22 protein-coding genes and 1 riboswitch are annotated in these 25897 nt (G+C 47.9%); of the genes, 11 read left to right on the top strand and 11 right to left on the bottom strand.

Annotation, left to right across the window (positions count from 1 at the left end; translation table 11 throughout):
• Positions 1-179 precede the first annotated feature (179 nt).
• The 3 genes from H5336_RS10205 to H5336_RS10215 all read left to right on the top strand — a co-directional run bounded on the left by H5336_RS10205 (position 180) and on the right by H5336_RS10215 (position 3029).
• A complete protein-coding gene (locus H5336_RS10205; RefSeq protein WP_185233857.1) occupies positions 180-1634 on the top strand; it encodes a catalase in 1455 nt (484 codons plus the stop codon).
• Positions 1635-1861: 227 nt separating this feature from the next.
• Positions 1862-2356, top strand: a complete 495-nt coding sequence (locus H5336_RS10210) for a hypothetical protein (RefSeq protein ID WP_185233859.1) — start codon at positions 1862-1864, stop codon at positions 2354-2356.
• Positions 2346-3029, top strand: a complete 684-nt coding sequence (locus H5336_RS10215; RefSeq protein WP_185233861.1) for a hypothetical protein — start codon at positions 2346-2348, stop codon at positions 3027-3029. The genes H5336_RS10210 and H5336_RS10215 overlap by 11 nt, the downstream gene beginning before the upstream one ends.
• Before the next feature lie 136 nt (positions 3030-3165).
• Here the strand turns inward: H5336_RS10215 and H5336_RS10220 are convergent, their stop codons facing one another.
• A complete protein-coding gene (locus H5336_RS10220) occupies positions 3166-3819 on the bottom strand; it encodes a hypothetical protein (RefSeq protein WP_185233863.1) in 654 nt (217 codons plus the stop codon).
• Positions 3820-4467: 648 nt separating this feature from the next.
• On the opposite strand from H5336_RS10220, the gene H5336_RS10225 reads away from it, so the two are divergent.
• The gene (locus H5336_RS10225) at positions 4468-5076 is read left to right on the top strand and encodes a hypothetical protein (RefSeq protein ID WP_185233865.1); all 609 of its coding nucleotides are present in this window, start codon (positions 4468-4470) and stop codon (positions 5074-5076) included.
• A 36-nt stretch (positions 5077-5112) separates the two neighbouring features.
• Complete coding sequence (locus H5336_RS23800; protein WP_185235716.1) at positions 5113-5205, top strand: twin-arginine translocation signal domain-containing protein; 93 nt, start codon at positions 5113-5115, stop codon at positions 5203-5205.
• Positions 5206-5268: 63 nt separating this feature from the next.
• Here H5336_RS23800 and H5336_RS10235 read toward each other — a convergent pair whose 3' ends face one another.
• The 8 genes from H5336_RS10235 to H5336_RS10270 all read right to left on the bottom strand — a co-directional run bounded on the left by H5336_RS10235 (position 5269) and on the right by H5336_RS10270 (position 16175).
• Positions 5269-5709, bottom strand: coding sequence for a CBS domain-containing protein (locus H5336_RS10235; protein WP_185233868.1), 441 nt, complete (start codon positions 5707-5709; stop codon positions 5269-5271).
• A gap of 425 nt (positions 5710-6134) precedes the next feature.
• Positions 6135-7043: an endonuclease/exonuclease/phosphatase family protein gene (locus H5336_RS10240; RefSeq protein WP_185233870.1), complete on the bottom strand. Its 909-nt coding sequence runs from the start codon at positions 7041-7043 to the stop codon at positions 6135-6137.
• Between the two features lie 97 nt (positions 7044-7140).
• Positions 7141-7608 (bottom strand): Fur family transcriptional regulator, encoded by a 468-nt coding sequence (locus H5336_RS10245; protein WP_185233873.1) that lies wholly within the window; start codon positions 7606-7608, stop codon positions 7141-7143.
• Between the two features lie 167 nt (positions 7609-7775).
• Positions 7776-10205 carry a TonB-dependent receptor gene (locus tag H5336_RS10250; protein ID WP_185233875.1) on the bottom strand — a complete coding sequence of 810 codons (2430 nt, stop codon included), beginning with the start codon at positions 10203-10205 and terminating at the stop codon, positions 7776-7778.
• Positions 10206-10364: 159 nt separating this feature from the next.
• Positions 10365-12380 (bottom strand): TonB-dependent receptor domain-containing protein, encoded by a 2016-nt coding sequence (locus H5336_RS10255; RefSeq protein WP_185233877.1) that lies wholly within the window; start codon positions 12378-12380, stop codon positions 10365-10367.
• Between the two features lie 205 nt (positions 12381-12585).
• A complete protein-coding gene (locus H5336_RS10260) occupies positions 12586-14520 on the bottom strand; it encodes a M56 family metallopeptidase (protein WP_185233879.1) in 1935 nt (644 codons plus the stop codon).
• 1 nt (position 14521) lies between these two features.
• On the bottom strand, positions 14522-14890 hold the full coding sequence (locus H5336_RS10265) for a BlaI/MecI/CopY family transcriptional regulator (RefSeq protein ID WP_185233881.1): 369 nt from the start codon (positions 14888-14890) through the stop codon (positions 14522-14524).
• 334 nt (positions 14891-15224) lie between these two features.
• Positions 15225-16175, bottom strand: a complete 951-nt coding sequence (locus H5336_RS10270; protein WP_185233883.1) for a DUF3014 domain-containing protein — start codon at positions 16173-16175, stop codon at positions 15225-15227.
• 363 nt (positions 16176-16538) lie between these two features.
• Here H5336_RS10270 and H5336_RS10275 point away from each other — a divergent pair, with 363 nt between their 5' ends.
• From H5336_RS10275 to H5336_RS10295, 5 genes are all read left to right on the top strand, one after another.
• Positions 16539-18197 (top strand): cellulose-binding domain-containing protein, encoded by a 1659-nt coding sequence (locus H5336_RS10275; RefSeq protein ID WP_185233885.1) that lies wholly within the window; start codon positions 16539-16541, stop codon positions 18195-18197.
• Positions 18198-18287: 90 nt separating this feature from the next.
• Positions 18288-18411, top strand: a riboswitch (TPP riboswitch).
• A 63-nt stretch (positions 18412-18474) separates the two neighbouring features.
• On the top strand, positions 18475-20619 hold the full coding sequence (locus tag H5336_RS10280) for a TonB-dependent receptor (RefSeq protein WP_185233887.1): 2145 nt from the start codon (positions 18475-18477) through the stop codon (positions 20617-20619).
• A gap of 102 nt (positions 20620-20721) precedes the next feature.
• Entirely contained in the window at positions 20722-20970 is a 249-nt protein-coding gene (locus H5336_RS10285) for a YkoF family thiamine/hydroxymethylpyrimidine-binding protein (RefSeq protein ID WP_185233889.1), read from the top strand.
• Between the two features lie 27 nt (positions 20971-20997).
• Entirely contained in the window at positions 20998-21621 is a 624-nt protein-coding gene (pnuC, locus tag H5336_RS10290; RefSeq protein WP_185233891.1) for a nicotinamide riboside transporter PnuC, read from the top strand.
• On the top strand, positions 21618-22457 hold the full coding sequence (locus tag H5336_RS10295; RefSeq protein ID WP_185233893.1) for a choline/ethanolamine kinase family protein: 840 nt from the start codon (positions 21618-21620) through the stop codon (positions 22455-22457). Before pnuC ends, H5336_RS10295 begins: the two co-directional genes overlap by 4 nt.
• A 138-nt stretch (positions 22458-22595) precedes the next feature.
• Here H5336_RS10295 and bfr (H5336_RS10300) read toward each other — a convergent pair whose 3' ends face one another.
• Together bfr (H5336_RS10300) and bfr (H5336_RS10305) are read right to left on the bottom strand one after the other, a co-directional pair.
• A complete protein-coding gene (gene bfr / locus H5336_RS10300) occupies positions 22596-23063 on the bottom strand; it encodes a bacterioferritin (RefSeq protein WP_185233895.1) in 468 nt (155 codons plus the stop codon).
• 15 nt (positions 23064-23078) lie between these two features.
• Positions 23079-23555, bottom strand: a complete 477-nt coding sequence (gene bfr, locus H5336_RS10305; RefSeq protein WP_185233897.1) for a bacterioferritin — start codon at positions 23553-23555, stop codon at positions 23079-23081.
• A gap of 548 nt (positions 23556-24103) precedes the next feature.
• On the opposite strand from bfr (H5336_RS10305), the gene H5336_RS10310 reads away from it, so the two are divergent.
• Positions 24104-25876 carry a diguanylate cyclase domain-containing protein gene (locus H5336_RS10310; RefSeq protein ID WP_185233899.1) on the top strand — a complete coding sequence of 591 codons (1773 nt, stop codon included), beginning with the start codon at positions 24104-24106 and terminating at the stop codon, positions 25874-25876.
• Positions 25877-25897 lie beyond the last annotated feature (21 nt).

The following is a 25897-nucleotide window of genomic DNA, read 5'->3' on the forward strand; positions in this document are numbered from 1 at the left end:
AGCGATGTGTTGGGTAAGATTTAAGCTATTAACTAGACTACTGTAGCGCCCAGCGAACATAAAGCCAATTTATCATACTTTCGGGGTTTAATAGCAGTGCAATATATTAGATAACGCTAAATATAGGGCGTTACACATTTATGTCTATTGGCTTGGCGCCATTACTCAGGAGAAAAGCTATGACTGATAAAACCAAACTTACGCGTACCAACGGTTGCCCGGTGGCGCACAATCAAAACACCAAAACCGCCGGTGCTCGCGGCCCAATGTTACTAGAGGACGTGTGGTTTTTAGAAAAGCTGGCGCACTTTGATCGCGAAGTGATTCCAGAGCGGCGTATGCATGCCAAAGGTTCTGGCGCTTACGGCACTTTTACCGTAACCCACGACATTAGTCGTTATACGCGGGCAAAGCTTTTTTCCGATGTGGGTAAAAAAACCGACCTGTTTGCGCGCTTTACCACGGTAGCAGGTGAACGCGGTGCAGCGGATGCCGAGCGCGATATTCGGGGCTTTGCCCTCAAGTTTTATACCGAGGAAGGCAATTGGGATTTAGTGGGTAATAACACCCCGGTTTTCTTTCTTCGCGACCCCTTAAAGTTTCCTGACCTAAACCACGCGGTAAAACGTGATCCGCGCACGAATATGCGCAGCGGCAAAAACAATTGGGATTTCTGGACATCGCTGCCGGAGGCGTTACATCAAGTGACTATAGTGATGAGTGACAGGGGTATTCCTGCCACTTACCGCCATATGCATGGTTTCGGCAGCCATACCTTCAGTTTTATTAATGCGGATAATGAACGCTCCTGGGTGAAATTTCACTTTAAATCAGAGCAGGGCATTAAAAACCTTTCGGATGCTGAAGCTGAAGCTATTATAGGCAAAGATCGCGAAAGTCATCAGTGCGATCTATTCGACAGCATTGAAAATGGTGAATACCCCAAGTGGACGCTGAAGGTGCAAATTATGCCAGAAGCCGATGCCAGCAAGGTGAGCTATAACCCGTTTGACCTAACCAAAATTTGGCCCCACGACGACTATCCGCTTATGGAGGTTGGGGTTTTAGAGTTGAACCGAAATCCGGAAAATTTCTTTGCGGAGGTAGAGCAGTCGGCATTTAATCCGGCCAGTGTGGTTCCAGGTATTAGCTTTTCACCGGACAAAATGCTGCAGGGCCGGCTTTTTTCCTACGGAGACGCGCAACGTTATCGATTGGGTGTGAATCATCATTTAATACCCGTCAATGCGCCCAAATGCCCGGTACATTCCTATCACCGTGATGGTCAAATGCGTACCGATGGTAATTTTGGTGGTACTTTGGGTTATGAGCCCAATGACCAAGGAGAATGGGCCGAACAACCAGATTTTTCTGAGCCACCGTTGAGCCTTGAAGGTGCAGCCGATCACTGGAATCATCGCGAAGATGAGGATTATTTTTCGCAACCCGGTGCCCTCTTTCGGTTGATGACCAAAGATCAACAACAAACGCTGTTCGACAACACGGCGCGCTCAATGGATGGTGTACCTACTGACATCAAAGTTCGGCATATACGCCACTGTTTAAAAGCAGACCCTCATTACGGTAAAGGTCTTGCAAAAGCCATGGGTGTAGCCATGGCCGATGTAGACTAACCAGCGGCTCGTCTATAGCCTTCCTTTTTGCGCTGGCCAGCTGATGCTGGCTAGCGCCTTCTATAATCCTCCAGTAGAGAGCTTCCCCCAATGCTAGAAGTGTTTTCTAGCATTGCTTATACTTGTTACCGCCGATGTTAAAGTTTAAAAATTTCGCACTTAACAGGATAAGGTAATAGGGATAGGTAATAGGGATAGGTAACAGGGATAGGTAACAGGGATAGCTTATGACAAGTTCCGTGGCAAAAGTCAGTTTGTCTAAAAGAGTAGTGCTCATTATCGTTTTGGCCGCTATCGGCACAGCTGTATTGGTTGTGCATTTAATATCCAATGGCATAGATTTACCCGCAGACAATCGCCCTCCTGTAGCCAATCGTCCATTAGAACCAAGCCTAGCCGACAATTCCCCAGTATCAGCCGATACCGTATCGATTGAGAGCGCTAATCGCTCTAGCGATGGCGCTGTTAATATACGCTCACTTGTTAATGCGGAAGAAGAATGGCAGCAAAGTCTGCACAGTAGTAATTACGCTGAAGACCAATTGATAGGCTATTTAATAACCAAAGGTGCTGAAGACGAGGCATTGCGAGAAACGTATCTATTGCAGGCTTATGGCCTAGATAGCGGCAACCTACTGATTAATTATGAGGTTATGCGTTACTGCCATAAAAAATTCAGCATCTTCACTGTGCGATCTACCGTATATGGATATGTTGCTTGAAGCGGAAAAAAATAATGGCTTGTTTCACGCACAGCGAGCGGTAGTGGCGTTAGCGAAGGGTAATACGGAAGCAGCCATCCAATTGCTCGATGAAAGTGTCGGTAAGTCTGTGTTTTCTGCGCATGATTGGCGGTATGTTGAATTATTTGATAATTCATTTCAGCGTTTTGGCTTCAAACGGTCCATCGTTTCGTTTAGTTATACCGTTGGGTATAACGCAGCAAGGGTTACCCCCAATAGTATTTGGGCATTGCGCGAAAATACGTGTAACCCCAAGATTGTCGCCACGAAAAGTGAGTTGGCGCGAGCTTGTAATGCTATGTGGCAAAAGCTCACTACCGAAACGCATGACCGAGTGTTGAAGACCCTTGCCCTATCCTCGCATTTAGAGTTTTCGGGTAAATCAAAACAGCAGGTAAGTGATTTAACGCGGGAATTGATGGAAGTAGAATATAGGGAAGACTTAGATCGCAGTGTCGAGTTAACGGAAGATTTCCAAATCCAACTAAGGTCAAAAATAAATTGGTTTAACTTCATTTTAAACCCTGAAGAAGAGTTTCTAAGGTTGGAAAAATCTATTGCTGACGGTACCTGGTCCGCGTACTTGAAAATCTACAGAGAGCAAGGCGAGCTAAAAGCAGGAAATTGGTTATGGGAGCAGATGCTTGATTAATGTCGCTTTTATGGTTGAAGGCATTAGCGCTTTCCAAAAGCTAGAGTAACGTCTGCAACTTAACAAGCAAGCTAGCACTCCCCATTGGAGAGTGCGCGCCTGTTACTCATCCTGTGAGATGAATTTGGTTATATAATTAACCCGCATGGGCGAGGGAACGAGCACCGAAATTAACGGTAATAACGTTGTTGTGCTTGCCAATAACAGATCTAGCGGCAAGTTTTTCCAAACGTTTCTTTTCATGAAATTCATTGACAAAATTTTTGCATAAATCGCGAAAAAGTTCTAGTGGACATAATACGTCGAACTCCTCAACGGATTCTTCTTCGTCGCAATTAAATTGAACGGCATATTCAAACGATTCTCGGTCCGATAAAGGCAGCCGTTCATTATTTTCTTCAGCCCGAACTCTTAAGTCCTCGATAATACGTTGCATGGGTGTATCGTCAAAATCGGCGGGTTCTACCTGGTACCGCTGGTCGTCACTCATTTGCATGAGGTGACGGCAAAAATCCTCGCGGTCGTTAATGTTAATTTCAGGGCAAAGCACAGTGACTTCGCGCTGAAAACGTTTTTGAAACAGCGATGGAAAATGTAGAAAATCGCGATCTTTAAGCCCACAAAAAAGCATCACATAGCCACTGAACCTTTCTTGTACAACAATGCATAACTCATTTTTTATAGAGACTAATTCCGTATCCCAAATAAGAGAGGGGGTCCTTTGCTTCATTGGTTCGAAGTGTTGCGATAAGGCTTGCGATAACGACTTGGAAATATTGAACTTGATCATTTTCAAATCTTACCTTGTTAAGCATTGAACTAATTAGTCTTCAATAATTGGGCCAAATTTACCGGTAAAAACGGCAGCGGTAATTTTTTCTTTGAAAATCAGTAGGTTAAAGAGTGTTAAAAAGTGTGAACTGCATCACTCACACTATAGCATCAATTCTGCTATGACGAAATCGGTCAGTTATTGATGATTTACGCTTATCCTGTAAAGTTTATCTACATATAAAGAATGAGGGGTTGCTGGGTTTGGCGTAATCCTATTGTATGTCTGCGACACCTTTAACGCCATTATGCGGATAAAAGCCCCGCATTTTGTACGCCGGGTAGGGTTTTTTACCAGTGGAATCGCTCCATTTCGAAGAAGATCATGCTGTTTACAGGCTTTTAATGCGCCCGGCTGTCCTGTGCCAGCGTATCATTTTACGGCGAAATACCTGATTAAACTGTTATACCGATAGAGGTGTCGAAATTCTTACAATGGCGCTTTTTGATCTAGCGCCACTTCTCGTTGACGAGGCCCATTTTGATGTTTTCAGTGCCACGTGTATCCATTAAACTTCTCGGTTCCCATGGGGGGCTCGGTTCCCTTGAGGGGCTTCGTTAAAATAAAACAATTTTGCATATAAAAACAAAACAAGGAGTGAAAAACTTGAATTCGATTAAGACCCTGATGGTAGCGATTCTCACCTTTTCGTTAATGTCCACGGTTGCGGCCCAGGACGGTTCGGAAAACGCGGCACCCACCCCTAGCCATGACGGTGCCTGGTTTATTGGTGGTGGTTATATCGGTTTGGATTCCGAAGTGACCGACCCTCAAGGGGTTGGTGGAGGCGGTTTTACCCTGGATATGGGCTATTCCGGCACTTTGAGTAGTGGCTTTGGTTATAGTGTTGGTGTGTACCTGCCCTTCATTGCTGATGATGGCGAGTTTTCTCAGCGCGTGGAAGACCAGTTTGGCAATGAAAGCACCGCAGACTCCAGTATTAGTGCGTGGGGTATACTCGCAGAGCTGGGTTACGTACACAGGCTGAATGAGAAAACATCGCTATCGTTGATGGGCGGTTTTCGAACGCTGAGTGCCGATCGCACGATCGCGAACTGTAGCAACTGCCTAGAGGAAGGTTTGAATTTGGCCGGTGGTGGTTATTTACGTCCGGGAATCATTTTTCATAATGCTAGTTTCGACGTAGAACTGGCGGCTATGACCTTCTTGTCTGGTGACATGACTAACGGATTTATAGTGAACTTTCGATTCTAAAGCAGCCCGGTAGTCTTTTGCGTTCGGCGATACACTATTTGGAGTCGTCGAACGTTCCTTCAGCTTGCGGCGGTAATGCTTGCTAGCGCTGCGTGCAGCTTTTCCCATACCTTGCCTGTTGCAGGCTGAGTGGTCGTTTGTCGGTGTTTGAAATCTGAGAGCGGTGCGTACCGCCCTCAGTGCTTGGGAGCGTTAGTCGACACCAGAAAGGGCATCTTCACTGTCTTCGTGTGCTGCAACAGAATCTTTAAGCGCCTGTAACAGGCTTCGGGCACTGATCTGACCAATAAATTGACCATTACGTTCGACCGGCATCCGGCGATGGCCATTGGTTATCAGCATTTGCGCCGCGTCAATAATGTTGGTGTGTTCAGGCATAAACTGAATGCTTTCGGTACACATAAAATCGGCTACTCGGCCGCCACCCTGGCGATAGTAACCAACGTTAATAATCGCTTTTAGGCAGTCCAGCTCAGAAATAACGCCCACCACCTCTTTATTTTCATTAAGTACGGTGGCACCGGAAAGGCGGTGTTCCAATATTACGTGTATAGCATCGAAAATGTCGGTATCCGGCGTAAACGTTACGGGATTGGACGACATATACTCGGCTGTTTCCATAGAATTAATCATCGCAATAATCTCTATAGGTTGTTATCTTTTTTATAGTTGATTTGAACTACAAATCCAGTGCGCCCTATCAATAAGTTAGTGGTGTGCATCTATCGCCCCACAGGCTTAAAGCGCTTTGGCTCAGATTTACACCTTTCAAGGGTAGCGTCAAGCGGGTAACGATGAAGTCGGGTGATGTGTTGACGGCTTTGTTATCTGAACACAGGCACCGCGCCCAGTTCCCTTGTTCCCGATTTTTGATTAGTGCGTCGATTCAAGCGTCAGTCGTTCGGCGTTACAAGGGGTTTCGGTATTGCCGTTGCCGGCCATTTTCGGAGTAATTGATTTACCTCGCCGTTCCGTCTCAATAAGCGCAGCCGGTGAAGTGAGCTCGTTTCGCTATGATCAGTATTTCTTCGTTGGTTTTGGCCGTGGTTTTACGTACGCTATTCGCTGGGCTGTTTTAGTTCGAACTCGGCGATAAGAGGAAGGTGGTCCGAGCCAATATTGCCACCGGCCCTTAGCTGCTTTACGGTGAAATGTGCTGATACCAAAATATGGTCGATGGGTATCATTAAAGGTTTGAAGTGAGTGGGCCAGGTCGGAACAGTGCCGAAACCGAAACGACTATTGCGTAGGCCTGCCTGCTGCGTAAGAGTTTTATAATTTGAAGACCACATGGTTATATTAAGATCACCCACCACAATCTTAGGGGCGGTTATCTCGGCGGCTCTGCGTGCAACAGCATAAAGTTGATTGTTACGTGCGTTAAAGTACTCGTTATTGATGGGCGGTAATGGGTGCGTTGCAAGCAGGTGAAACAGGTGCCCATTAACGTTAAAGGTCGATTCGATACTGGGTACATTGGTGTTGCCCCAGTAGGCTATTTGCTTTGATACAAATGGCCATTTACTGAATAGCGCTATGCCAAAATTATCACTTCGGGGCACTTTTACCTGATGGGGGTAGATGTCGGTAAGCATGTCTAGTTGATTCAGCCATATTTCGTTGACTTCCTGCACTACAAAAATGTCGGGTGCTTCATGTTGAATAAGCGCTATAAGGGCATCGTGGTGAGTATTTGCGGTGTAGACATTGCTGTGAAGAAGCTTAAGAGTAAAAATTATTTTGCTCTTAACGGGCTGATTGTCTTGAAAAAAATAAGGAGCGATTAAATAACCATTAATAGTGATGGAAACCACCATAGCCAAGCACAGCGTAATTGAGCGTAGCGAAATACCAAGAATTAGAAATACAAGAGAAGCCAGTAGGTACTGAGTTTTGAAATGGCTAAGCAGTTCCAACATTCTATGTAGATCATCAAACAGCGTTACAACACTTAAAATAAGCGTCAAGCTTGCACATAACATTACAAGCCTGTTAAAGGCAGGTTTTATTCTTTGAAATGATCTATTAATCGCCGACATTCTAATCCATTTTTAAATTACTATTTTATGTGCTTTTTTGCTGCAAATTATTGCAGCTATCACAAAGGCAATGCAGTTCGAGTCGGTGGCTTTTTAAGGCGTAGCCCGCTTTTTTTACACTGCCATAAAGTGATGCGATAATATCCTTTTGCACTTTAATTTCTTTAACTTTATCGCACTTATCACAAATTAAAAATTGCGGAATTTCATGGGAATGCTCGCAAGCAATGTGGGAGCAGGCCACATATTTGCTGTTAGAACTTAGCTTGTGAACCAGGTTCTGTGTTTCTAGAAACTCAAGAATACGGTAAACCGACATTGGCGGTATTTTATCGTCGTATTGCGCTTGCATGGCGGCAACAATATCGTAAGCCGAAACAGCCTTATCAAAAGCCAGTAAGCACGTGAGCACTCTTTTGCGCTTTTCCGTGAAGCGGGTTCCAGAACCCGCGCAGGATTTTTCGGCATTGTGCAAAATTTTTTGTAGTTCCATAGTGTTTTTCTTTATTTTCGGGGTTGCCAAAAATAGTGTTTGTGGTTGTCCAATCGGCTTTCGGGTGATTGTAAAATTCCATTGTGTCGGCGATGGTGGGTTAGAGGCCGGGGTAATGATAGCCTCCTGTACTTACCGAAGCTCGATGTCCAACCCTGTGGGAAAATCTAAAACTCTCCTCGAATACCCAAACTAAATCCGCGCCCGGGCAAGGGGGCTTGACTTTTCATAAACGATGAATGTATTCGTGCTTCTGTATCCAGTAGGTTTTCTCCTTTTCCGTATACCGTAATGTTACCGGAGCTTAGATCGAAGCTGTAGGATACGATGGCGTCTAGCATAGTGTAGTCGTCGGTAGGGGTTTCGTTTTCAGCCGTTCGCGTTTGTTCGAATACGTAAGTTGCGCTTAACTCTGCGAACCAATGGTTGTGTTCAAACACGAATTCATTGCCTATGCGCATAGGCGGAATGCGAGGCAGCGGGTCGCCGTTGTTGAGTTCGCTGTGAATACTGTCGCTCCACAATGTCCATTGAAACAGTGGTGCGGGTTGCCAAATAAATTCGGCTTCCAACCCGTAAAAACGGGCATCGCGCTGTTGGAAAATGTAGACAGGTAATGGTTCTTCGTGATGTTCCGTTTCACCCTCTATATCGGCTTCTTCGTGCCCAAATAAATCTTCTGTGCTGAGACCCGTGTTGGCTTGGAAATAAAAGTCATTTACTTGGTTGTAAAAGGCGTTAATGACATAGCCAATGTTGCCTTCAAATTTACGTAGGCTGAGGTCGACATTATTGGAGGCTTCGGTTCGGGCATCGCCATGATAGTCGAGGTGGTATTCGTCATCTTGCTGATGAATTTCGAACAATGCACCTACTTCGTAAACCCCTGTTCCCAGATGCGGGCCAACCGAAAACAGCTCGCCGGCACTGGGGGCACGTTGGGCGTGTGTAAGAGAAACGCTGGTGTTGTACCCCGCGGTAAAATCCCATACGGCGCCCGCAGATACACTAAAGGGCGTGAAGGATAAATCATCGAATAAGATTGTATTCGCTGCTTCGAGTGTTTCGCCTTGATGTTGATCCGTACTCACTGTAATAGGGTCCGCTGATAGGCCAATATTTTCAATGCGCGCACCTAATTGCCAGAGTAGTGAGTTAGTGTGTTTTTCTTCTACTATGGCAATAGCAACACTGTTGGTAGTGGATGGCGATGTGAAGGCTTCGGCGCCGATGGCTTCAAAGTCTACGGATTTACTTTCCAGTGAAAGCGCACCGCGCCAGCCGCGTAGCTCCTGATGAACGATGTCCGCTCGCAATTGCAGGCTTTTATTGCGGAACACGGTATCGTCATGTTCGCTGGCTGGTTGATGATTTTCGGTATCCGTTTCTGCATGAAGTTCTGTGTGCTGGTAATGGGTGTATCCAACGCGTGTGTTGATGGCGCTTAACCAATCGCTGCCAATGTTAAGTTCACTGATGAGCTGCCAGCGATCTTGCTCTAAGTCGGATTGTACGCCCGCTTCTTCGGCGTGATCAGCGTCCGTTTCTGCGCTATGCACAGCATGACCGGGTATTCCGTTTAGGCGTTCCATTCGGCCGTACGAAAGCCCGATATAGCCGCTGTCGAGTAACCAGCTTCCGCCGAGGTTAAAACCCTGGCTGCTAGCGGCACTGTTGGCGAGGGTATTGGCATTACGGTGTTCTTGGTGCTCCTCAGCGGATTCATTTTGGTGGTGGTCACTGGCCTCTATATTGGACGGCAAGGTGTAGTCGTCATTTTCCCGCCAGAACCCATCAATGTGCACGGCGAGCCAATTACTGCCGCCGGTGTAGGCCGCCGACAGTGCATTTTCATTGGAAACGCTGTTAAAAGAAGCATTAACCGCGGCTTTAGTGAGGTTGTCGCTGGGTACTCGGTCGTCAACAATATTGATCACTCCCCCAATAGCCCCCGAACCGTAAAACAAGGTTGAGGGGCCACGCAGAATTTCAATTTGCTCGGCGGTGCTGGCTTCGCTGGTTACCGCGTGGTCGGGCCCAACACGAGAGGCATCGCTTACGTCTAGTCCGTTTTGGGTAATGAGTACCCGTGGGCCATCGAGCCCGCGAATAATCGGGCTGCTGGTATTCGGGCCGAAGTAACTGGTGTGTATGCCAATCTCATTATTGAGCGTTTCACCTAGCGTGGAGGCCTGCTTATTGCGCAGATTATCGCCGCTTAAAACACTGATGGGCTGCACAGACTCCAGGGTGGAAGCATGGATAGGTAGGCCGATAACGTCTACCTGCTCTATCAAGGTGCTAGTGAGTATTATGGTTAGGGGCTCATCGGTATGCTCGCCATGGAGGTGCAGTACGCGGTGGTTATAGCCATCGGCTTCTACGTGAATCTCCTCTACGGCATGTTGACCAATTTCAAATTCCCCCTGTTGGTTGGTTTGCAGGCTGGATTTGCTATCGATTAAGGTAATGGTGGCATTGGCAATGGGGTTGCCAGCTTCATCGGTTACTGCGCCCTCAAGGGCAAGGGCGTAGGTGCCGGTTAGCAGGGATAACGTGGCAAATACAGCAGGCCCACAAACAGCGCTGAATTTCATTTTTCGCTCCAAAATTTAAGATATGATATATCGTATCATCAGTTGAGTGAGGCGGGAAGTTCGTGAGATGAATTTTTTGTGAAAGCTGGGCTCGAGTAAAAGATTTAAAACAGTGCGAAACCATAACGCTGTGGTTTCACACCATTTTAATATGCAGCGTTAAAAGCTGTAACGTGCCTTTAGCCAAATCTCGCGTCCGGGTTCGTTTACGCGCACGGGGTCGGGGTTAAAGGGGTCAGTATTGGCGGAGTTCACGTGGTAAGCGTAGGTTTCGTCCAGTAAGTTTTCCACGCCCGCTTGCAGGCTTAGGGCTTTAATCGGTTTCCAGCTGGCGTAAAAGTTGAGCAGTGCGAAACCATCGGAGGTGCCAGCATCCTGTGCGGGGTTGACATTCTCTTGCTCGGCGGCGGCGATAACTTCTGAGCCTATCATCCAGTTGCCTCGGGCGTAGTCGAGGTTCACGCGCACTTCCAGCGGGGCTATTTGGCCGAGATTACCGTTGTCGCTTTCTCCTCGGGTGTAGCTCAGCGCTGCGCCAGCAGACAGGTTGGCAGTTAGCTCGCGATTGCCGTCTAGCTCAAACCCGTAAAGTGTTGCGCCGGTATTGCGATAGAGCGTTGCGTTTTCGAGGTTGTAACGTTCGATATAATCATTCACCGAATCCCAGAACACCGTGGCAGACCAGCCCTGTGTATCGCCCCGAGCGATTAACGCGACATCTAACTGGTGGTGCTGCTCGGGGTTAATGTCTGGGTTGCCTATCCAGTTTCGGCCCATTGCGCTGCGGGCTATAAATTGTTCTGACGCGTCGGCAGCGCGAATACTGCGGCTGAGGTTAGTGCTCAGTACGGTATTGCTGGATAGTTTGTGGTCCCACCCCAGTACCAAACCTACACCGGTTTCGCTGCGGTCGCTGGCGGTGGTGCCGTAGGCGTTTTGATAAAGGGTGTTGGGGGTGGCGCTGCCCATCATGCCTGCCATTTCGTCGGCGCGGGTAGCATTGGATTTTAGCTGGTCGATACGAGTGCCCACGCGCAGCTGATCGCCACTTTCGAGTGTCATGTCTAGTTCGGCAAATATTCCCGACTGCGACAGCTCAACACCAGGCCACATAATAGAGGCTAGCATGTCGTAGCTGCCATCTTTACCCATATCCATATACAGTTCAGAATCGCGGTCGTTGGCGCGGTGGTCGAAGCCAAAGCGCCATTCCGTTCGGGTATTTTCCACGGTGGCTAAAAACCGGCCACCGCTAGTTTCCGACCGGCTGGTGGCAACCATACCACTCATATTCATAGGCATTCGGTTGCGAATACTGTAGTTATCCATCAGGTGGTCAACGTCGCTCTGATAAACCGTGAATTCAAATCCGTCTACTAACTTACTACCGCTGTAGACCCATTTGAGACGGTTAGTGAGGGAGTCGGTCCAGGGGGAATCCATGCCGTTGCCCGGAAACCAAACATCATCTTCGCTCACCGCTTCGTGGGAAAACTGCAGGTAGTGGTTGGTGCTTACATCAGCTCCGGCAATAACGCCCCAGCTTGCGGATTCGTAACTTGAAGCCGTTTCTACACCGTCACCATCTTCATAGTTGTCTGAAGATTTCACATCACCGAATAGACGCCCGAAGGCCTTGTTGGTGCCAAACACCATATTGGCCGCCGCATCCTGGGCGCCAGCATTGGAGGTATTGCCCAGGCTAATTGAGCCGAGTACATTTTTTTCACTTAGCTGCGGGCGTTTGTGTTCAAACAGCAGGGTGCCGCCGCTGCCGCCGGAACCGTAGATGACCGAGCGGTTACCTTTAATTATTGTGAGTTGGTCGAAATTGTCCATAGCGGTGTACGCGGTGGGCGGGTCCATACGGCCGGGGCAGGCGCCAAAGGTATAGGCGCCATCGGTCATCACGTTTAATTGATTTTGTGACTGCCCTCGAATAATCGGTTCGAAGCCTCGCCCACCTCTGCGGGTGGCGGTCATGCCGTTAATGGAGCGCAATAATTGCCCCGCGTCTTGCACTGGTGCTTTCAGTGCCGATTCGCTATGCAGTTGCTGCTGTTTGGATTCTTTGTCGTTGCCAATAACTTCAACGATTTCGATGGGCAAGTCGTTGTTAGCCAGTGCTGGCATTGCGACCATCGACATAGCGACGATCAATGCTCTTTTTTTCATGGTGTGCTCCACTAATTTTGAGATATGAATTGTAGGGAAGCGAGAGTAAGAGTGGGATGCGACCTATTGTCGCAGGTGCGGAGTAGCAGGCTGAATTTAGCGGGAAAAAAAGTGCTGCACCCTTACGGATACAGCACAAAGGTTTAGACTTGCAGGGTGTGAAATAGTTAAATCGCTGCACCCGTGCGGATGCAGCGCAAGCGCTTTACTGGCCTTGTTGGCTTTCGGCGAAGTTCATTAGGTTTTGCAGATAGTCGGCAGCGTCTTCACTCCACGACTCCATGAGTATGCGGAAGTAGCGCCGATTGGTTGCGCGGTTGGCAACCGTGGGCGAAGCAGAGCTATCTTTGGTTGCGCGATAGTCCACTATTTTCATAATCGGTTGTTGTTGCGGATTGGAAAAAATGAGTTCAATACCCGATTGGCCAACCTGGGCAACGATGCTGTGCTTTAAGCCCGTGGTTTCCGGTGCAGAGATAAACAGCGTGTGCAGGCGAGCATTTAGGTTTAAAGCGTCTTTTTGTGGTGTTGCCACAACTTCCCAGCCAACTTTTGTGAGCGCTTCAGTTAGGGTGCGTTTCAGTGTTGCACCATATTCGCGTTTTACCTGTTCGCGGTAATAATGGGAGGTGTCGGTACCATGCTTGCTGTTCCACACATCGGCGAATTCAACGGGCACATCGCTAAGGTAAATTTTGTGGGTAATGGGTAGGCTCATGCGATTGGAAACATAGAGCTCGTCAAATTCTAGGGAGCCAACTTTTTCCAGCGGCATTTGTCTGGCGGTTGCCGGAACAGCAGGGGGCGCCGTTTGGCTAGTCCCAGCATCAGCGAACTGTAGCGGTTTCGCCTGCACCGGAAGAGCAAGCGCTTTACGCTTTATGGCGTAGTCTATAGAGGGCGTGGCAAGGATGGTGGAGGGAATGGCGGCAGCCGTCACCATTTTAGGTTCTATTGCGGTGGCTTTTTTAGTGCAGTTATCTGGCACAGGCTTTACGGCTAGCGTTTTGCTGGCGGCCGGTGGGCTGGGCTTAGCGACTGAGGCAATAGCCGCCGCCGGTGGTAGTGCTGGTGCCGGTGGTAGTGCCGTTAGTTGCGCGCTGATGTCGGCAATATCATTAACAGGTGCAGCAATATCAATTTCAGCTGCGCTCACGTTCATCGCCAAAATAACGCCCAGTGCACACAGCGCTGAGGTTAATTGTTCCATACTTCTAGAGACTCCAGTGCCCTTGGAGAACAAGCGGGTAATACGCGGCAGCATTTTAAAGCGGCTACTACGCGCGGCCAGTACCGTAGCCAGCCTTAACTCTAATTCAGAAATACTGGCTAGGCTGTTGGCGTAAAGTTTGGCGCTGCCGCAGTGCTGTACGGCAATATCATCGCAGGCGTGTTCACGTTCAACATCAATCATTTTGGATACCCACAGTACGGCAGGGTTAAAGAAGTACAGAAGGCGAACCAAACTCTGGATGGCATTTACCAGGTAATCGTTACGTCGTATGTGGGCGAGTTCGTGCAACAGTAGAGCCTCAACCTGCTCGTTGGTTAGTGAAGTGAGCAGGCCAATAGGCAATAAAATGACCGGTTTAAAATGGCCGATAACGCAAATACTGCCAATACGGACTGAGTTTTTTAATTGCACAACTTTATGAATATCTAACTGTTCGGCTAACTGTTGGCAGCGTTCAGCCCACTGCGGTTGAACGGGCTCGCAGTTTTGGTTTTTGAGTGCAAGCGCGTAAATAAAGTCGCGTAAATAACAATAGGCTTGAATGCAAAAACCCAATACCCACACCAGCATAATAGTACCGATATGACTATTCAATAATTGGTAAAAGTGTTCGAAGAAGCTGCCGGGGTAAGACAGGAATACGCTGGTATTGGCTCGATGCATTGCGGCGTCTGCCAGTTGAATACTGCTGTATAGATGGCTGAAGGTGGCGATACTGATAGCAACACAAATCAATAACGCGGCAATACCCATTAAGTAACGTAAATGTGCCGAGTGATTACGGTTAATGTACAGGGTAATGGCGAGAACAACGGCTACCAAGCCACACTGCCAGAGTGAGTGAACCATCGTCCACACGAACGCGTAGGCTGTATGGCCGTCTAATAGGCTGGCGATGCTGTTCATGTTACTCATCCTCAATTTGATTGAGATACGCTCGAATTTCGTCGAGCTCTTCTTTGCTTACCTTGGCGTTACCCAGTACCTGTACCACCAACTGGCTACTGGACCCCCCAAAGGTGTTGTCGATAAAACGTGACAGCAGTTTATTTTTTGTAGCCCGCTCCTGAATCGCCGGAAAATACACATGGCTGCGCCCGTCTAAGCGTCTGTCCAATAGCCCCTTTTGCGCCATCACCTGCATGGCCTTGAGCGTAGTGGTGTAACCAATATCGCGTTGCTGGCTTAGGTGCGTGTGTACTTCCTGAACACGACTTTCGCCGGATTGCCAAAGAATATTGAGAATTTCCAGTTCGGCTTGGGTGGGGTTGGGCACGGGTGCTCCTCTTCGTACGACTATGTTGATCTGACTTACTACGGCGGTTGTCGTAGCAAGTGTGTACGAGGGTTATCGTAGATGCAAGTAGGATTTTTTGTTGTGTTTGCGTTTGTCGCGAAACTGACGGCTAAAAATTTATAACCTATTGATTTTATTAGGGTATTATTTTTGTGAATTACCGGGCAATAGACTCTGGGTGTTACTTATTTTAACCGCTGATATAACCAAGCGTCGTCAGCGCTAGCTTGTTCCTTGTGCTCAGCTAATCGTGAAAACACCCGGTACGCAAGTGCCGTGAAGCCGTAAAAGATTAAATTCTGAAGCCCAGTAATTAAGGTGAAACCAACAATAGGGCCTGTTTTAATTCCTCCAGTTTTGGCAGCAATCGTTGTCGGTTCTCTTCCCCTATACGTAACATAAGTTTTTGTGTGGTCGGTAAGGCTTCCAGTTTGGGGTCAAGAAATTGGTACTGCACGCTGGTCAGTATTAATTCAGGTTCACCCTCCAGCTTTGGTGTAGCGAGAAAGCTGTCTAGGGCGCCGAGCACCGCCGAGTGAAATTGCTCAGGACCTTCCCCTAGTTCACTGTAAGCCTGCTGTAGTATTGGGTAATAGGTTTCGTAGGCTTTTACGACGGTACTTATGTTCATGTTTTCGGCAACGCTAATATAGGTAGCGTAGCGCTGTTGGTTGGTGCCAGGGTTTTTAAACACAGCGGTCTGAATAACGCCGTCTTCTGGGTTACTCGCGGCAACCTTGGCCATGCGTCCAATGGCCTGAGCTTTAAAGGTAGAATTGGGGCCATTGAGAGGCCGATACTGAGGGACTATTTTCCCTTGTCCTAGGTTGTAAACCGCGCGGACAAATTTGCGTACAATTTCTTCTGGGGTTAACAGTTCAGCTATGGTCGAGAGTTGCAGGTTGTCTATTTGCTGACGAATTTCGTCGTCACTTTTGTTCAATAGCGGCAGAGGTATTGGCGTTGGCGTTGGCGTCGGCGTCGGCGCTGCCGATTGGGCTAATGGGTCGGGGGTTGGCGCTAAGGTGGGGATGGGCGCAGGCGTGGGTTCAGTTGTAGGCGCAACGACAATGGCAGTTGGTGGTGTTGGCTGTTCGGCAAACACAAAAAAGTACACGGCGGTGGCAGAAGCGGCGAATAGCAGTAAAAGAAAAATCAACAAAGGCAGGCGCGATCGATGAGGTTTTTGCCTAACCTCTAAAGTTTCCTCGGTGTTTCGTTCGTTGAGTTCTAAATCGCCTAATTCACCTTCGTTATCATGCATGCGTGCTTTACTCCCTGAATGCCTACATTATCTGATGAATATCATGACACAGAGTTCCCGACTATAATAAATATATTCATTACCGTATGCATTGATGGCGGTAGTGATAATAGAATTGTGAGATCTCCTTCCCAAATTGTACACAACGCCCAGTGTATTCGATGATTTGTTGATCTCGTTATTTCAAATACCTTTTGGTAATTGTTATTTTTATTTCCAATCGCCGGTTTATATTTCTGTTGTTTAAGAGTAGTTTTACCGCGCCTTCTTGGGGCCTTATATTAAAGGGTACCCTAAGTGTCTCGCTTATATAGCCGAGCACCTATAACTCAACACAATAATCAATAACAACTGAGGCTAGCTATGATCAACCTAAAACTCACTTCCCTATGGGTGAGTGTGTTGCTCTTTTTTGCACACTCTGCTTCTGCACTGGTATCCGGTGCCGGTGAAGCCACCCTTAACGTCAATAATGATTGGGGCTCTGGCTATTGCGCTGAAGTCACCGTCGCTAATAACGGTTCCGCTAATATCACTGGCTGGACATTAGAAATAGACCCTAACGATTCCACCATCAGTAATCTGTGGAGTGGCAACCTGAGCGGCACTACGGTAACGCCCTTAGGCTACAACGCGACTATTGCACCGGGTAGCAGTGTGAGCTTTGGTTTCTGTGGCAACGGCAATGGCTCGAGTTACTTACCTGAACTGGCGGCGTTGAGTGTTTCCGGTGGGGGTGACCAGAGCAGTTCGTCTAGCAGCTCTAGCTCTTCTAGCAGTTCTAGTTCGTCTAGTAGTTCAAGCTCGTCTAGCAGTTCTAGCAGTTCTAGCTCGTCTAGTAGTTCAAGCTCGTCTAGTAGTTCAAGCTCGTCTAGCAGTTCTAGTTCGTCTAGTAGTTCAAGCTCGTCTAGCAGTTCTAGCTCGTCTAGTAGCTCTAACTCATCCAGCAGCAGTTCGCAGGGCGGTAACTGTGCTGGTGTAAACGAGTACCCTAACTGGACTTCCAAAGACTGGGCCGGTGGTGCTTATAACCACGCTGAGGGCGGTGATAGAATGGTGTATCAGGGTGTGCTTTATCAGGCGAACTGGTACACCAATTCAGTGCCTGGTAGCGATGGTACCTGGAGCAAACTGGGTGTCTGTGGTGGTGATATCAGTTCCAGCAGTTCTGTCTCGTCTTCTAGCTCTAGCTCTAGCTCTAGCTCCAGCTCTTCTGTCAGCTCATCGAGTTCCTCTAACTCCTCCACCAGCTCTAGTTCGTCCTCAAGTGATTGGCAGGGTTGCAGTGGCTACGCCACGCGCTACTGGGATTGCTGTAAGGCCCATTGTAGTTGGTCTGAAAATGTACCTGACGATGTTGAAGCTTTGCCCTCCTGTGGCGTGAACGACCAGGCATTGTCCGATGTGGATGCCGTGAGTGCCTGCGATAATGGCGGTGATGCTCATATGTGTCAGGGCCTTGCGCCTTGGGCGGTAAGTGACAGCCTTGCTTATGGCTATGCCGCAACCTCCAGTGGTGATGTGTGTGGGCGTTGCTTCGAGATTGAATTCACCGGTAGTTCTTACAATGGTGGTGATGACCCCGGTTCTGCGGCGTTACTGGGTAAGCGCATGATTGTGCAGGCTACAAACATTGGCTACGACGTAGGTGGTGGTCAGTTCGACATTTTGGTGCCGGGCGGCGGTGTAGGTGCGTTTAATGCCTGTTCTGCTCAGTGGGGGGTGTCTAACGATGAGTTAGGTGCACAGTACGGTGGTTTCCTCGCGGCCTGTAAGAGCGAGTTGGGTTGGAATGCCAGCCGTGACCAGTACAAGAGTTGCCTTACCCAGCGCTGCGACAATGTATTTGGCTCACGTGGGTTAACCGACCTGCATCAGGGTTGCCTGTGGTATGCCGACTGGATGGAAGCGGCCGATAACCCCAGCCTGAAATACCGTGAAGTGGCCTGTCCAACGGAAATCATTCTACGTTCCGGTGTAGACCGTGGCTTCCTAAACGATATCGACACCTCCTGTAACTAATTCATTTGTTACGATCTTGTCCGGGCCCCTAATGGGGCCCGGTTTTGTTTTAAGCCACTATTAATTGCGCCAAACACCCCCTACAATGCGCGCTCTCCTGAGGGGTGACTGAGAGCGTTGTTATTAATGATGTGTTCCGGTCTGAGATGGTAGTTCCGAACCCTTTGAACCTGATCCGGTTAGTACCGGCGTAGGAATAGGAAATCTCTCACGATTTGCGCAACACCTTTCCCCGCTCTACTCCGGGTCTCCTATTAGTTTGTATAGAAGGCCTGTTATGACCCGTACATTAAAACCCATTATTTTAAAAACCTCACTGCTCGCGCTCGCCATAAGCGGCATTGCCAATGCCGAGCCACTGGAAGAAGTGATTGTTTCCGGTGAACTTCGTTCCATTGAACAGCTTCGGCTGGCCAATAGTGTTTCGGTGATTACTGAACAACTCATTGAGGTGCGAAACGCAAAAAGTTTGGAAGACCTTTTAAACCTCGCGCCTAACGTTAACTTTTCTACGGGTGCATCGCGAGGTCGTTTTATTCAAATTCGCGGTATTGGTGAGCGCAGTCAATTTGTAGCACCAAGTAACCCCTCCGTTGGCATTATTGTTGATGGTATTGATTTCACTGGGCTGGGAATGGGTGTCACCACACTGGATACCGCCCAGGTGGAAATATTTCGCGGGCCACAGGGAACGCTTTACGGTGCTAACGCATTGGCGGGCATGATTAATGTAGTGGGTAACGCACCGGATAAAGACGGTGGCGGTAAGGTGTCGGCCGGTTTTGGTAATTACGGTAGTTACGATGTCGGTGGCAACGTGTCTATACCTGTTGGTGATTCCGCCGGCTGGCGAATGGCCGTACAGAAAAATGTAAGTGATGGCTATATAGACAATGTGTATATTGGCCGCAATGACACCAATAATATTGATGAGGTGAGTTTCCGCAACCACTTTAGTTTTGACATAAGCGACCAACTAAAAGTTGATTTGATCAGCTATATCATTGATATCGATAACGGCTACGATGCCTTCAGTCTTGATAATGATCGCACCACCCTCTCCGATCAACCCGGCCACGACCGCCAGCAAACCAATGCCCACGCATTAAAAACCGCCTACAGTGGACTCGGTTTTGCCGATTTACAGGCAAACGTGAGTTACGCTGATTCGCAAGTGGAATATGGCTACGACGAGGATTGGACCTATCGAGACATTTGTACAATCGATTCTAGCTGTGCCTACTGGCAGTACTCCACCGCCGACAATTATTTGCGTGAAAACCGCAATAAGTCTGCCGATGTACGTTTGTTGTCTAAAGAAAATGACGGTGGTATGCAATGGGTGGTCGGTGTCTATTACCGCTATCAGCAGGTGGCCTTAGAGCGCACTTACACGGACAATGCACCCGATGACGACTTTTACAGCGACGACTACACCCCGGTTTTCTATACCTACTCGAGCGAATACATAACAAAGAACGCGGCGCTGTACGGCCAGGTAGATTTTCCGTTAGCGGATTCATTAACGCTGGTAACGGGCCTGCGCTATGAAAACTTCGACGCCGAATTTAAAGACAGTGACAGCGCTGTATTTGGACCTAGTGAAAATCTCTTTGGTGGAAAAATTGCGCTGGAGCTCTCCTTGAGTGACGACACCCTGTTGTATGGTTTGATTTCTAGGGGCTACAAAGCTGGCGGTTTTAATGCAGAACCCCGAGTACCGCAAAACAAGCGGGAGTATGATACCGAGTTGGCGATAAACTATGAATTGGGCATGAAAGGTGACTGGCTGGAAAACAGCCTGTTGGCGCAAGTATCGACCTTCTATCAGCAGCGTAAAGGTGTACAGGTGAACGTTTCTGAAGCCGAAGCGGTGGATGACTTCGTTATCTTTCTGGATAACGCGGCAGAAGGTTATAACACCGGTTTAGAAGTTGAGCTCACCTGGTTGGCCACCGATGCATTGAGCTTGAGTGGTTCTTTCGCTCTATTAAATACTGAGCATGAAGAGTTTCTTAACGTTAGCCACGTTGATGGATCACCCGCAGAGCCCTACGATATGAGCGGTCGCGATCAGGCTCATGCACCCAATTACCAGTACTACGTAGCGGCCCAATACGACCTGCTCAGTAATCTGTACTTTAGGGTCGATATGGAAGGTAAAGACGGCTTTTACTTTTCTGAGAGTCATGAAGAGCGAAGCGATAGCATCGATTTACTCAATGCGCGCTTGGGCTTTGATGTTGGCATGCTCAGTCTGGCGGTTTGGGCTAAAAACCTTACCGATGAATGGGTGGAAACCCGGGGATTTTACTTCAGTCACGATTTCGGTAACGACCCGCGCAAGTTCTACGCAGCAGAGCCTTATACCCAAAAAGGTGCACCGCGAACCTTTGGGGTAAGCGCTAGCTATACCTTTTAAAAATTAAAAGGATAAATAAAAAGGGTGTGCTACAGCGCACCTTTCCTTTATTTGGCCGAGCAAACCACAAAAACCTAACGTTAATCTTTTTGGAGGACACGAATGAACCTAAGTGTGGAACTCACCCTTTACCCGCTACAGGATAATTATCTGGACATTATTCGCCAGGTAATCGTAAAGTTAAATGAATACGTTAACATCGATGTGCAAACATTCCCCACGGCTACGATATTAATTGGGGATTACAATACGGTTATGGATGCCCTAAAAGACGCCATTGCGTGGAGCTACGAAAATTTTGGCAAATGTGTATTTGTCGCCAAATTTTTACCCGACTACGAAGCTCGATAATAATGACAGTTGAATAAGGCTAGATAAATGCACGACTTTTTTCAGCAGGCAGTTTCCGGTTTTTTCCAGCAATCCATTATAGAACTCACGGCCGTTGCCCTGGCGGTGGCCTACTTAGTGTTAGCCATGCGCCAAAATATTTGGTGCTGGGCCTGCGCGTTTGTGAGTACGGCATTGTTCACTTGGGTGTTTTTTGACGTGTCCTTAGTGATGGAATCACTGCTAAATGTGTACTACATGGCAATGGCTGTATACGGTTACAGAAGCTGGACACAAGGCAAAGACAATGGCCGTCAGCTATCTATCCGCTTTTGGACACCTGCGTACCACGTTTATGCGTTATCATTAGTGGCAGTACTTACCCTGATGTCGGGCTATTTTCTCTCGCAGAAAACCGAGGCCGCTTGGCCTTATCTCGATTCTTTTACGACTTGGGGTGCCGTGGTAACCACGTATATGGTGGCCCGCAAAATTTTTGAAAACTGGATCTACTGGTTTGTTATTAATTCTGTGGCACTGTTTTTGTATATAGAACGCGGGCTGTACCCAACGGCGTTGTTGATGATGATATATCTCGTGCTCGTCATTATCGGCATTATCAGTTGGTCGCGGCAACTGGAACCGGTTCTTTCTGAAGAGGCACCTATATGACAAATGAAGCGAGCAAGCAAAATCGTATACGGCTTGCTAACGCGCTGAGCACTTGGCACTCCTGGCATGTGGAGTTATCGTCACAGCCGCGCGTACTTCGTGATTTGAGTTCGGGTACAACCAATAGCAGCTATATTGTCGGCAGTGATAAACGCAAAGACGGCATTAGTTGGCCGGCCGGTAACCAAAAAAAATACTGTTTACGTTTAAACGCTGATAATTCAACCGTCTTGGGTATCAAGCGTGAAACTGAATATACAATACTGGAGCAACTGAAGGGCACCGGGCTCAGCCCCAAAATACTGCATTACAATACCAAGCTAGATTTTTGTGTGTTCGAATATATTACCGGTCGTAGCTGGTCGCGTAGCGACTTAACACGGTTAACACAACGCCGACGGCTAGAAGAGCTACTTACTCAAGTGCAGCGTGTTAGGGTTAAGGTTCCCGCCTGCGATTACCTCGCCTACGTGCAGAATTATCTAAATCAAATAGAACGGTTGGCGCCCGATTCTTTACGGGTTTTTGGTGACGCACTTCCGGAATTTTTAGCGGAGCTAAAAACCTTCATGGTCTCCGGCTGGACGCCAGTGCTCTGTCATCATGACCTAATTCCCGAAAATATTTTGGAAACCGATGATGGTTTAGTTTTGCTGGATTGGGAATATGCTAGCCTTGGGCATCCCGATTTTGATCAGCGCTATGTTCGCCATTGCCTCGACAGTCACTTTGAGCAAAGCCAGGGGTCGCTTCTGTCTGGTGATACCTTAGACAGGTTAATTTATTGGCTGGTAATACTGTGGCAGAAATTGGGTGGGTTGACAGTAAAAGCATAGTTTAGCAAGGCAGCTGAATTGATGGGGTCGTGTTGGTTAACTCGAGCCTATTGAAATTAACCAGTACCCCTGGTTAACACCAAGGCATAAAAAAAGCGACGCTCTATTTCGAGGGTCGCTTTTTCATATGTGGCAATTTTACATTTGCGATTGTAAATAATTAGGCAATCCAATTTTTTGGATCAAGCCCAGTTGCTGCTCTAGCCAGTAAGCGTGGTCACGTTCGGTGTCGTCCAAGAGTACTTCTAGTATTTCACGGGTAACGTAATCTTTTTCATCTTCACACAATGTAATGGCGTCTTTTAGGCCGCTGGCAACGGCGTATTCTACGTTAAGATCGCTTTGCAACATGGAGGGTACGTCGGTACCAATGCAAAGCCCGTCGCGGGTTACCATGTCTGGCCGGCCCTCGAGGAATAAAATACGCTCAATCAGTGCTTTGGCGTGCCCCTTTTCATCATCAAATTCATGAGCTATACGCTCGTGAAGTTTGCTTAGGCCCCAGTCCGCATACATTTCAGAATGCACAAAGTATTGATCCATTGCTGCTAGCTCAAAAGCGAGTAACTTGTTAAGGGTTGTAATGACCTGAGTATTACCTTTCATTTTATAACCTCGTATTTAATCGCTTTCGGATATTTGTGACTGCAGGTAATTTTGAATACCTGTATTGTCCACTAGGTGTTGTTGGGTTTCCAGCCAATCTAGGTGTGTCTCTTCATATTCAAGAATATTTTCAAGCAGGCCGCGGCTTACATAGTCTTTTTCCTGCTCACAGGTGCCGATAGCTTGTTTAAGTTGGTCAATGGCTTGGTGTTGAAATGTTAAATCCAGTGCCAGTATTTCTTCGGGATTTTCGCCCACCAGCAGAGAGTTTAGTTTTTGTAAATTGGGTAAACCCTCAAGCATGAGAACGCGTTCAATGATCTCATCGGCTTGCTTCATATCCTTTATACTTTTTTTGTAGCAGATATGATCGAGATTTTCGAATCCCCAATTCTTAAACATTCGGGCGTGGAGAAAATAGCGATTAATAGATGTTAACTCAGTGGTCAATACGCCATTGAGTGTGTCGAGAGTAAGGGCGCTGGATTTCATGGCTGGAACCTCCTTGCGGTAAGACGGTTGGGCGTGGCCCTAAAACCCGAATGTATGGTGGTGTAAGTTCGCATAAGTGTAATCGATAGCCGCCCAAAAACAAAAAATATCTTTATATTTCAACAGGATAGGGAATGCGAATGATTAAGATTAATTCGTTTAATCTTAGTGCTAATTGCCCCAGAAAAAAGAACGACGACTGAAAAAACACTGGATTGACACTATAGTATGAGTATATGAGCGGTAAGTGCGCGCGCCTTGCGGCTGTTGGCGCCAAAAATCTCTTTGGCGCACAAAAATACAGTGGTTCGCCTTGCTCTATACTCAAATAGAAATCGGTAATAGAAGCGGCCTAGTATACGTCTGCGGTAGTAGCGTATTACGGAGACCGAAGCATACCGTGAGGACGTGCCAAGTTACGGATCTAAATGTAGATAAACACAAACCAAGTGACTCAAAATGAACGGTATGGATCGTATACAGTTTTCTGCCTTGCTGAGCGAAAAGCGCATTCGACAGAGGCGCCGATAATGGTGTAAACGGGCCGGATGAAATCCAATTATTTTACGGTTGTTCGCTTTATTATGGCGCTGGCTACAGTGCTAGCGATTTTTGCACAGCCGTACATTCCGCCGAAAAAATTACTGCTTCACCCTAACACCAAAAATTTCCCTTCAATTTTTGCACCTCAGAATGCTTTTCGTGGCAGTGTGGTGCGCTGGGTGGACCGTGCCAATTACGAACTGCTCTGCGAATTCCAAGAGTTGGATGGCTATCAATCCTGTGGGTTTACGCTTGCGTGGAATACGGCGGAGAAAGAGCAGTTAATCTGTGACAGTGCAGCCTCCGATGAAGATGGCGACGGTTGGGGGTGGGAAAACGACGCTAGCTGTATTGTGCGCATAGAAGATCGAAGTGCCAGCACCATTGTCGAAATAGAAGATTCGCCGCCGCCAGAGTGTGGCCCCGAGGCTGTTGATCCAGACGGCGATGGCTGGGGATGGGAGTATGATCGAAGTTGTATTATACCCGCCCCGTCGCTACCAACGTCTCAGCCTGCCGCGCAAGTAATCACATTTCCCGCTTGTACCGGTGAAAATCATGACCCAGACGACGATGGTTGGGGCTGGGAGAATGGCCAGAGCTGTATTGCCGTAGAAACCGGTGAGAAAGCGACGGGCGACCAGGGGGATGCTCCCGAATGCTCTAGCGCAGCAAAAGACCCCGACGGAGACGGTTGGGGTTGGGAGAATCATCGTTCCTGCATTTTTTCCGAGCTAGTCGCCCAGCCCCACCTTACTCGGGAAAATGTCGCGGGTATCGATCTGTCGGCGTACGACGGCATTGAAGTGGAAGTGTTTTACGAAGGGCGTGCCGAACACCTTCGTATCAATATGGTTAATTTTGATATGGCCTACGGGGCAAAAGGCGGGACATTTTCGGAAAAATTTATGTCGGCTTTTGTGCGCGCTGAAGATTTAAGGGCTGGTGCTGCGTTTGTGAAGCTTAATGAATTTAGTGTGCCGGAGTGGTGGGTGAAGGAGTCCAACGCAATTCGTGAACACGCTGCACCGGATTTCACTAACATTGTCGCGGTAGGGGTAGACCTGCTGGATGTCGGCATACATAAAATGAGAGTCGAGCGTATGGAGCTCGTGGGTGAGCGAATCTCACGTAAAGATTTTCTCATGTTGTTGATGGTGTTGTGGGGTGCGGTATTACTAGTAGAAGTGGCGACTCGCTATTATCTTCTCCGCCGCACAACACTGAGAAGTGAACACCAATTAGCTAGCCTTACCACCAGAGCGGTGCAGCTGGAGGTGGAAAAGTCTGCATTGCATTCGCGTGCGGTAACCGATCCATTAACGGGCATAAACAATCGCTCAGGTTTTCTACGGGATGTTAAAAGTGCTTATAGTCAGGGCAGCGCCCCTTGTATTGGTTTGTTGTTGCTCGATTTAGATCACTTTAAGGCTATTAACGATGATCATGGCCACGAGATGGGCGATAAAATATTGAAGGAGTTTGCCCAAATTGTTGACGGAAACACTCGGCGAGATGAAACCCTGGCTCGTTGGGGCGGAGAAGAATTTGTGTTACTTGTGCCCAATGTGTCGGCCGGACAGCTTTCCGAGTTAGCAGACAAGTTACGCCGGGTGGTGGCTAACCATATATTTGCCGGTGAACAAAATATACGTATAACCACCAGTGTCGGCGGTGCCCTTGATATTGGAGATCTTGATTTTGAGGCGTTGTTTAAGCGTGCTGATATGGCACTCTATCGGGCAAAAACAGTACGTAATCAATTTGTGCTCGGCTAATTGTTTAAACAGGTATATCCA

This window comes from Teredinibacter franksiae (genome assembly GCF_014218805.1).
In the GTDB taxonomy this organism is placed as follows: domain Bacteria; phylum Pseudomonadota; class Gammaproteobacteria; order Pseudomonadales; family Cellvibrionaceae; genus Teredinibacter; species Teredinibacter franksiae.

Coding starts and splice junctions, on each gene's coding strand:
- H5336_RS10220 (WP_185233863.1), bottom strand. CDS start 3,819: ATGATCAAGTTCAATATTTCCAAGTCGTTATCGCAAGCCTTATCGCAA.
- H5336_RS10215 (WP_185233861.1), top strand. CDS start 2,346: ATGTTGCTTGAAGCGGAAAAAAATAATGGCTTGTTTCACGCACAGCGA.
- H5336_RS10275 (WP_185233885.1), top strand. CDS start 16,539: ATGATCAACCTAAAACTCACTTCCCTATGGGTGAGTGTGTTGCTCTTT.
- H5336_RS10285 (WP_185233889.1), top strand. CDS start 20,722: ATGAACCTAAGTGTGGAACTCACCCTTTACCCGCTACAGGATAATTAT.
- H5336_RS10205 (WP_185233857.1), top strand. CDS start 180: ATGACTGATAAAACCAAACTTACGCGTACCAACGGTTGCCCGGTGGCG.
- H5336_RS10210 (WP_185233859.1), top strand. CDS start 1,862: ATGACAAGTTCCGTGGCAAAAGTCAGTTTGTCTAAAAGAGTAGTGCTC.
- H5336_RS10255 (WP_185233877.1), bottom strand. CDS start 12,380: ATGAAAAAAAGAGCATTGATCGTCGCTATGTCGATGGTCGCAATGCCA.
- H5336_RS10250 (WP_185233875.1), bottom strand. CDS start 10,205: ATGAAATTCAGCGCTGTTTGTGGGCCTGCTGTATTTGCCACGTTATCC.
- H5336_RS10280 (WP_185233887.1), top strand. CDS start 18,475: ATGACCCGTACATTAAAACCCATTATTTTAAAAACCTCACTGCTCGCG.
- bfr (WP_185233897.1), bottom strand. CDS start 23,555: ATGAAATCCAGCGCCCTTACTCTCGACACACTCAATGGCGTATTGACC.
- H5336_RS10270 (WP_185233883.1), bottom strand. CDS start 16,175: ATGCATGATAACGAAGGTGAATTAGGCGATTTAGAACTCAACGAACGA.
- pnuC (WP_185233891.1), top strand. CDS start 20,998: ATGCACGACTTTTTTCAGCAGGCAGTTTCCGGTTTTTTCCAGCAATCC.
- H5336_RS10295 (WP_185233893.1), top strand. CDS start 21,618: ATGACAAATGAAGCGAGCAAGCAAAATCGTATACGGCTTGCTAACGCG.
- H5336_RS10245 (WP_185233873.1), bottom strand. CDS start 7,608: ATGGAACTACAAAAAATTTTGCACAATGCCGAAAAATCCTGCGCGGGT.
- H5336_RS10260 (WP_185233879.1), bottom strand. CDS start 14,520: ATGAACAGCATCGCCAGCCTATTAGACGGCCATACAGCCTACGCGTTC.
- H5336_RS10235 (WP_185233868.1), bottom strand. CDS start 5,709: ATGATTAATTCTATGGAAACAGCCGAGTATATGTCGTCCAATCCCGTA.
- H5336_RS10310 (WP_185233899.1), top strand. CDS start 24,104: ATGAAATCCAATTATTTTACGGTTGTTCGCTTTATTATGGCGCTGGCT.
- bfr (WP_185233895.1), bottom strand. CDS start 23,063: ATGAAAGGTAATACTCAGGTCATTACAACCCTTAACAAGTTACTCGCT.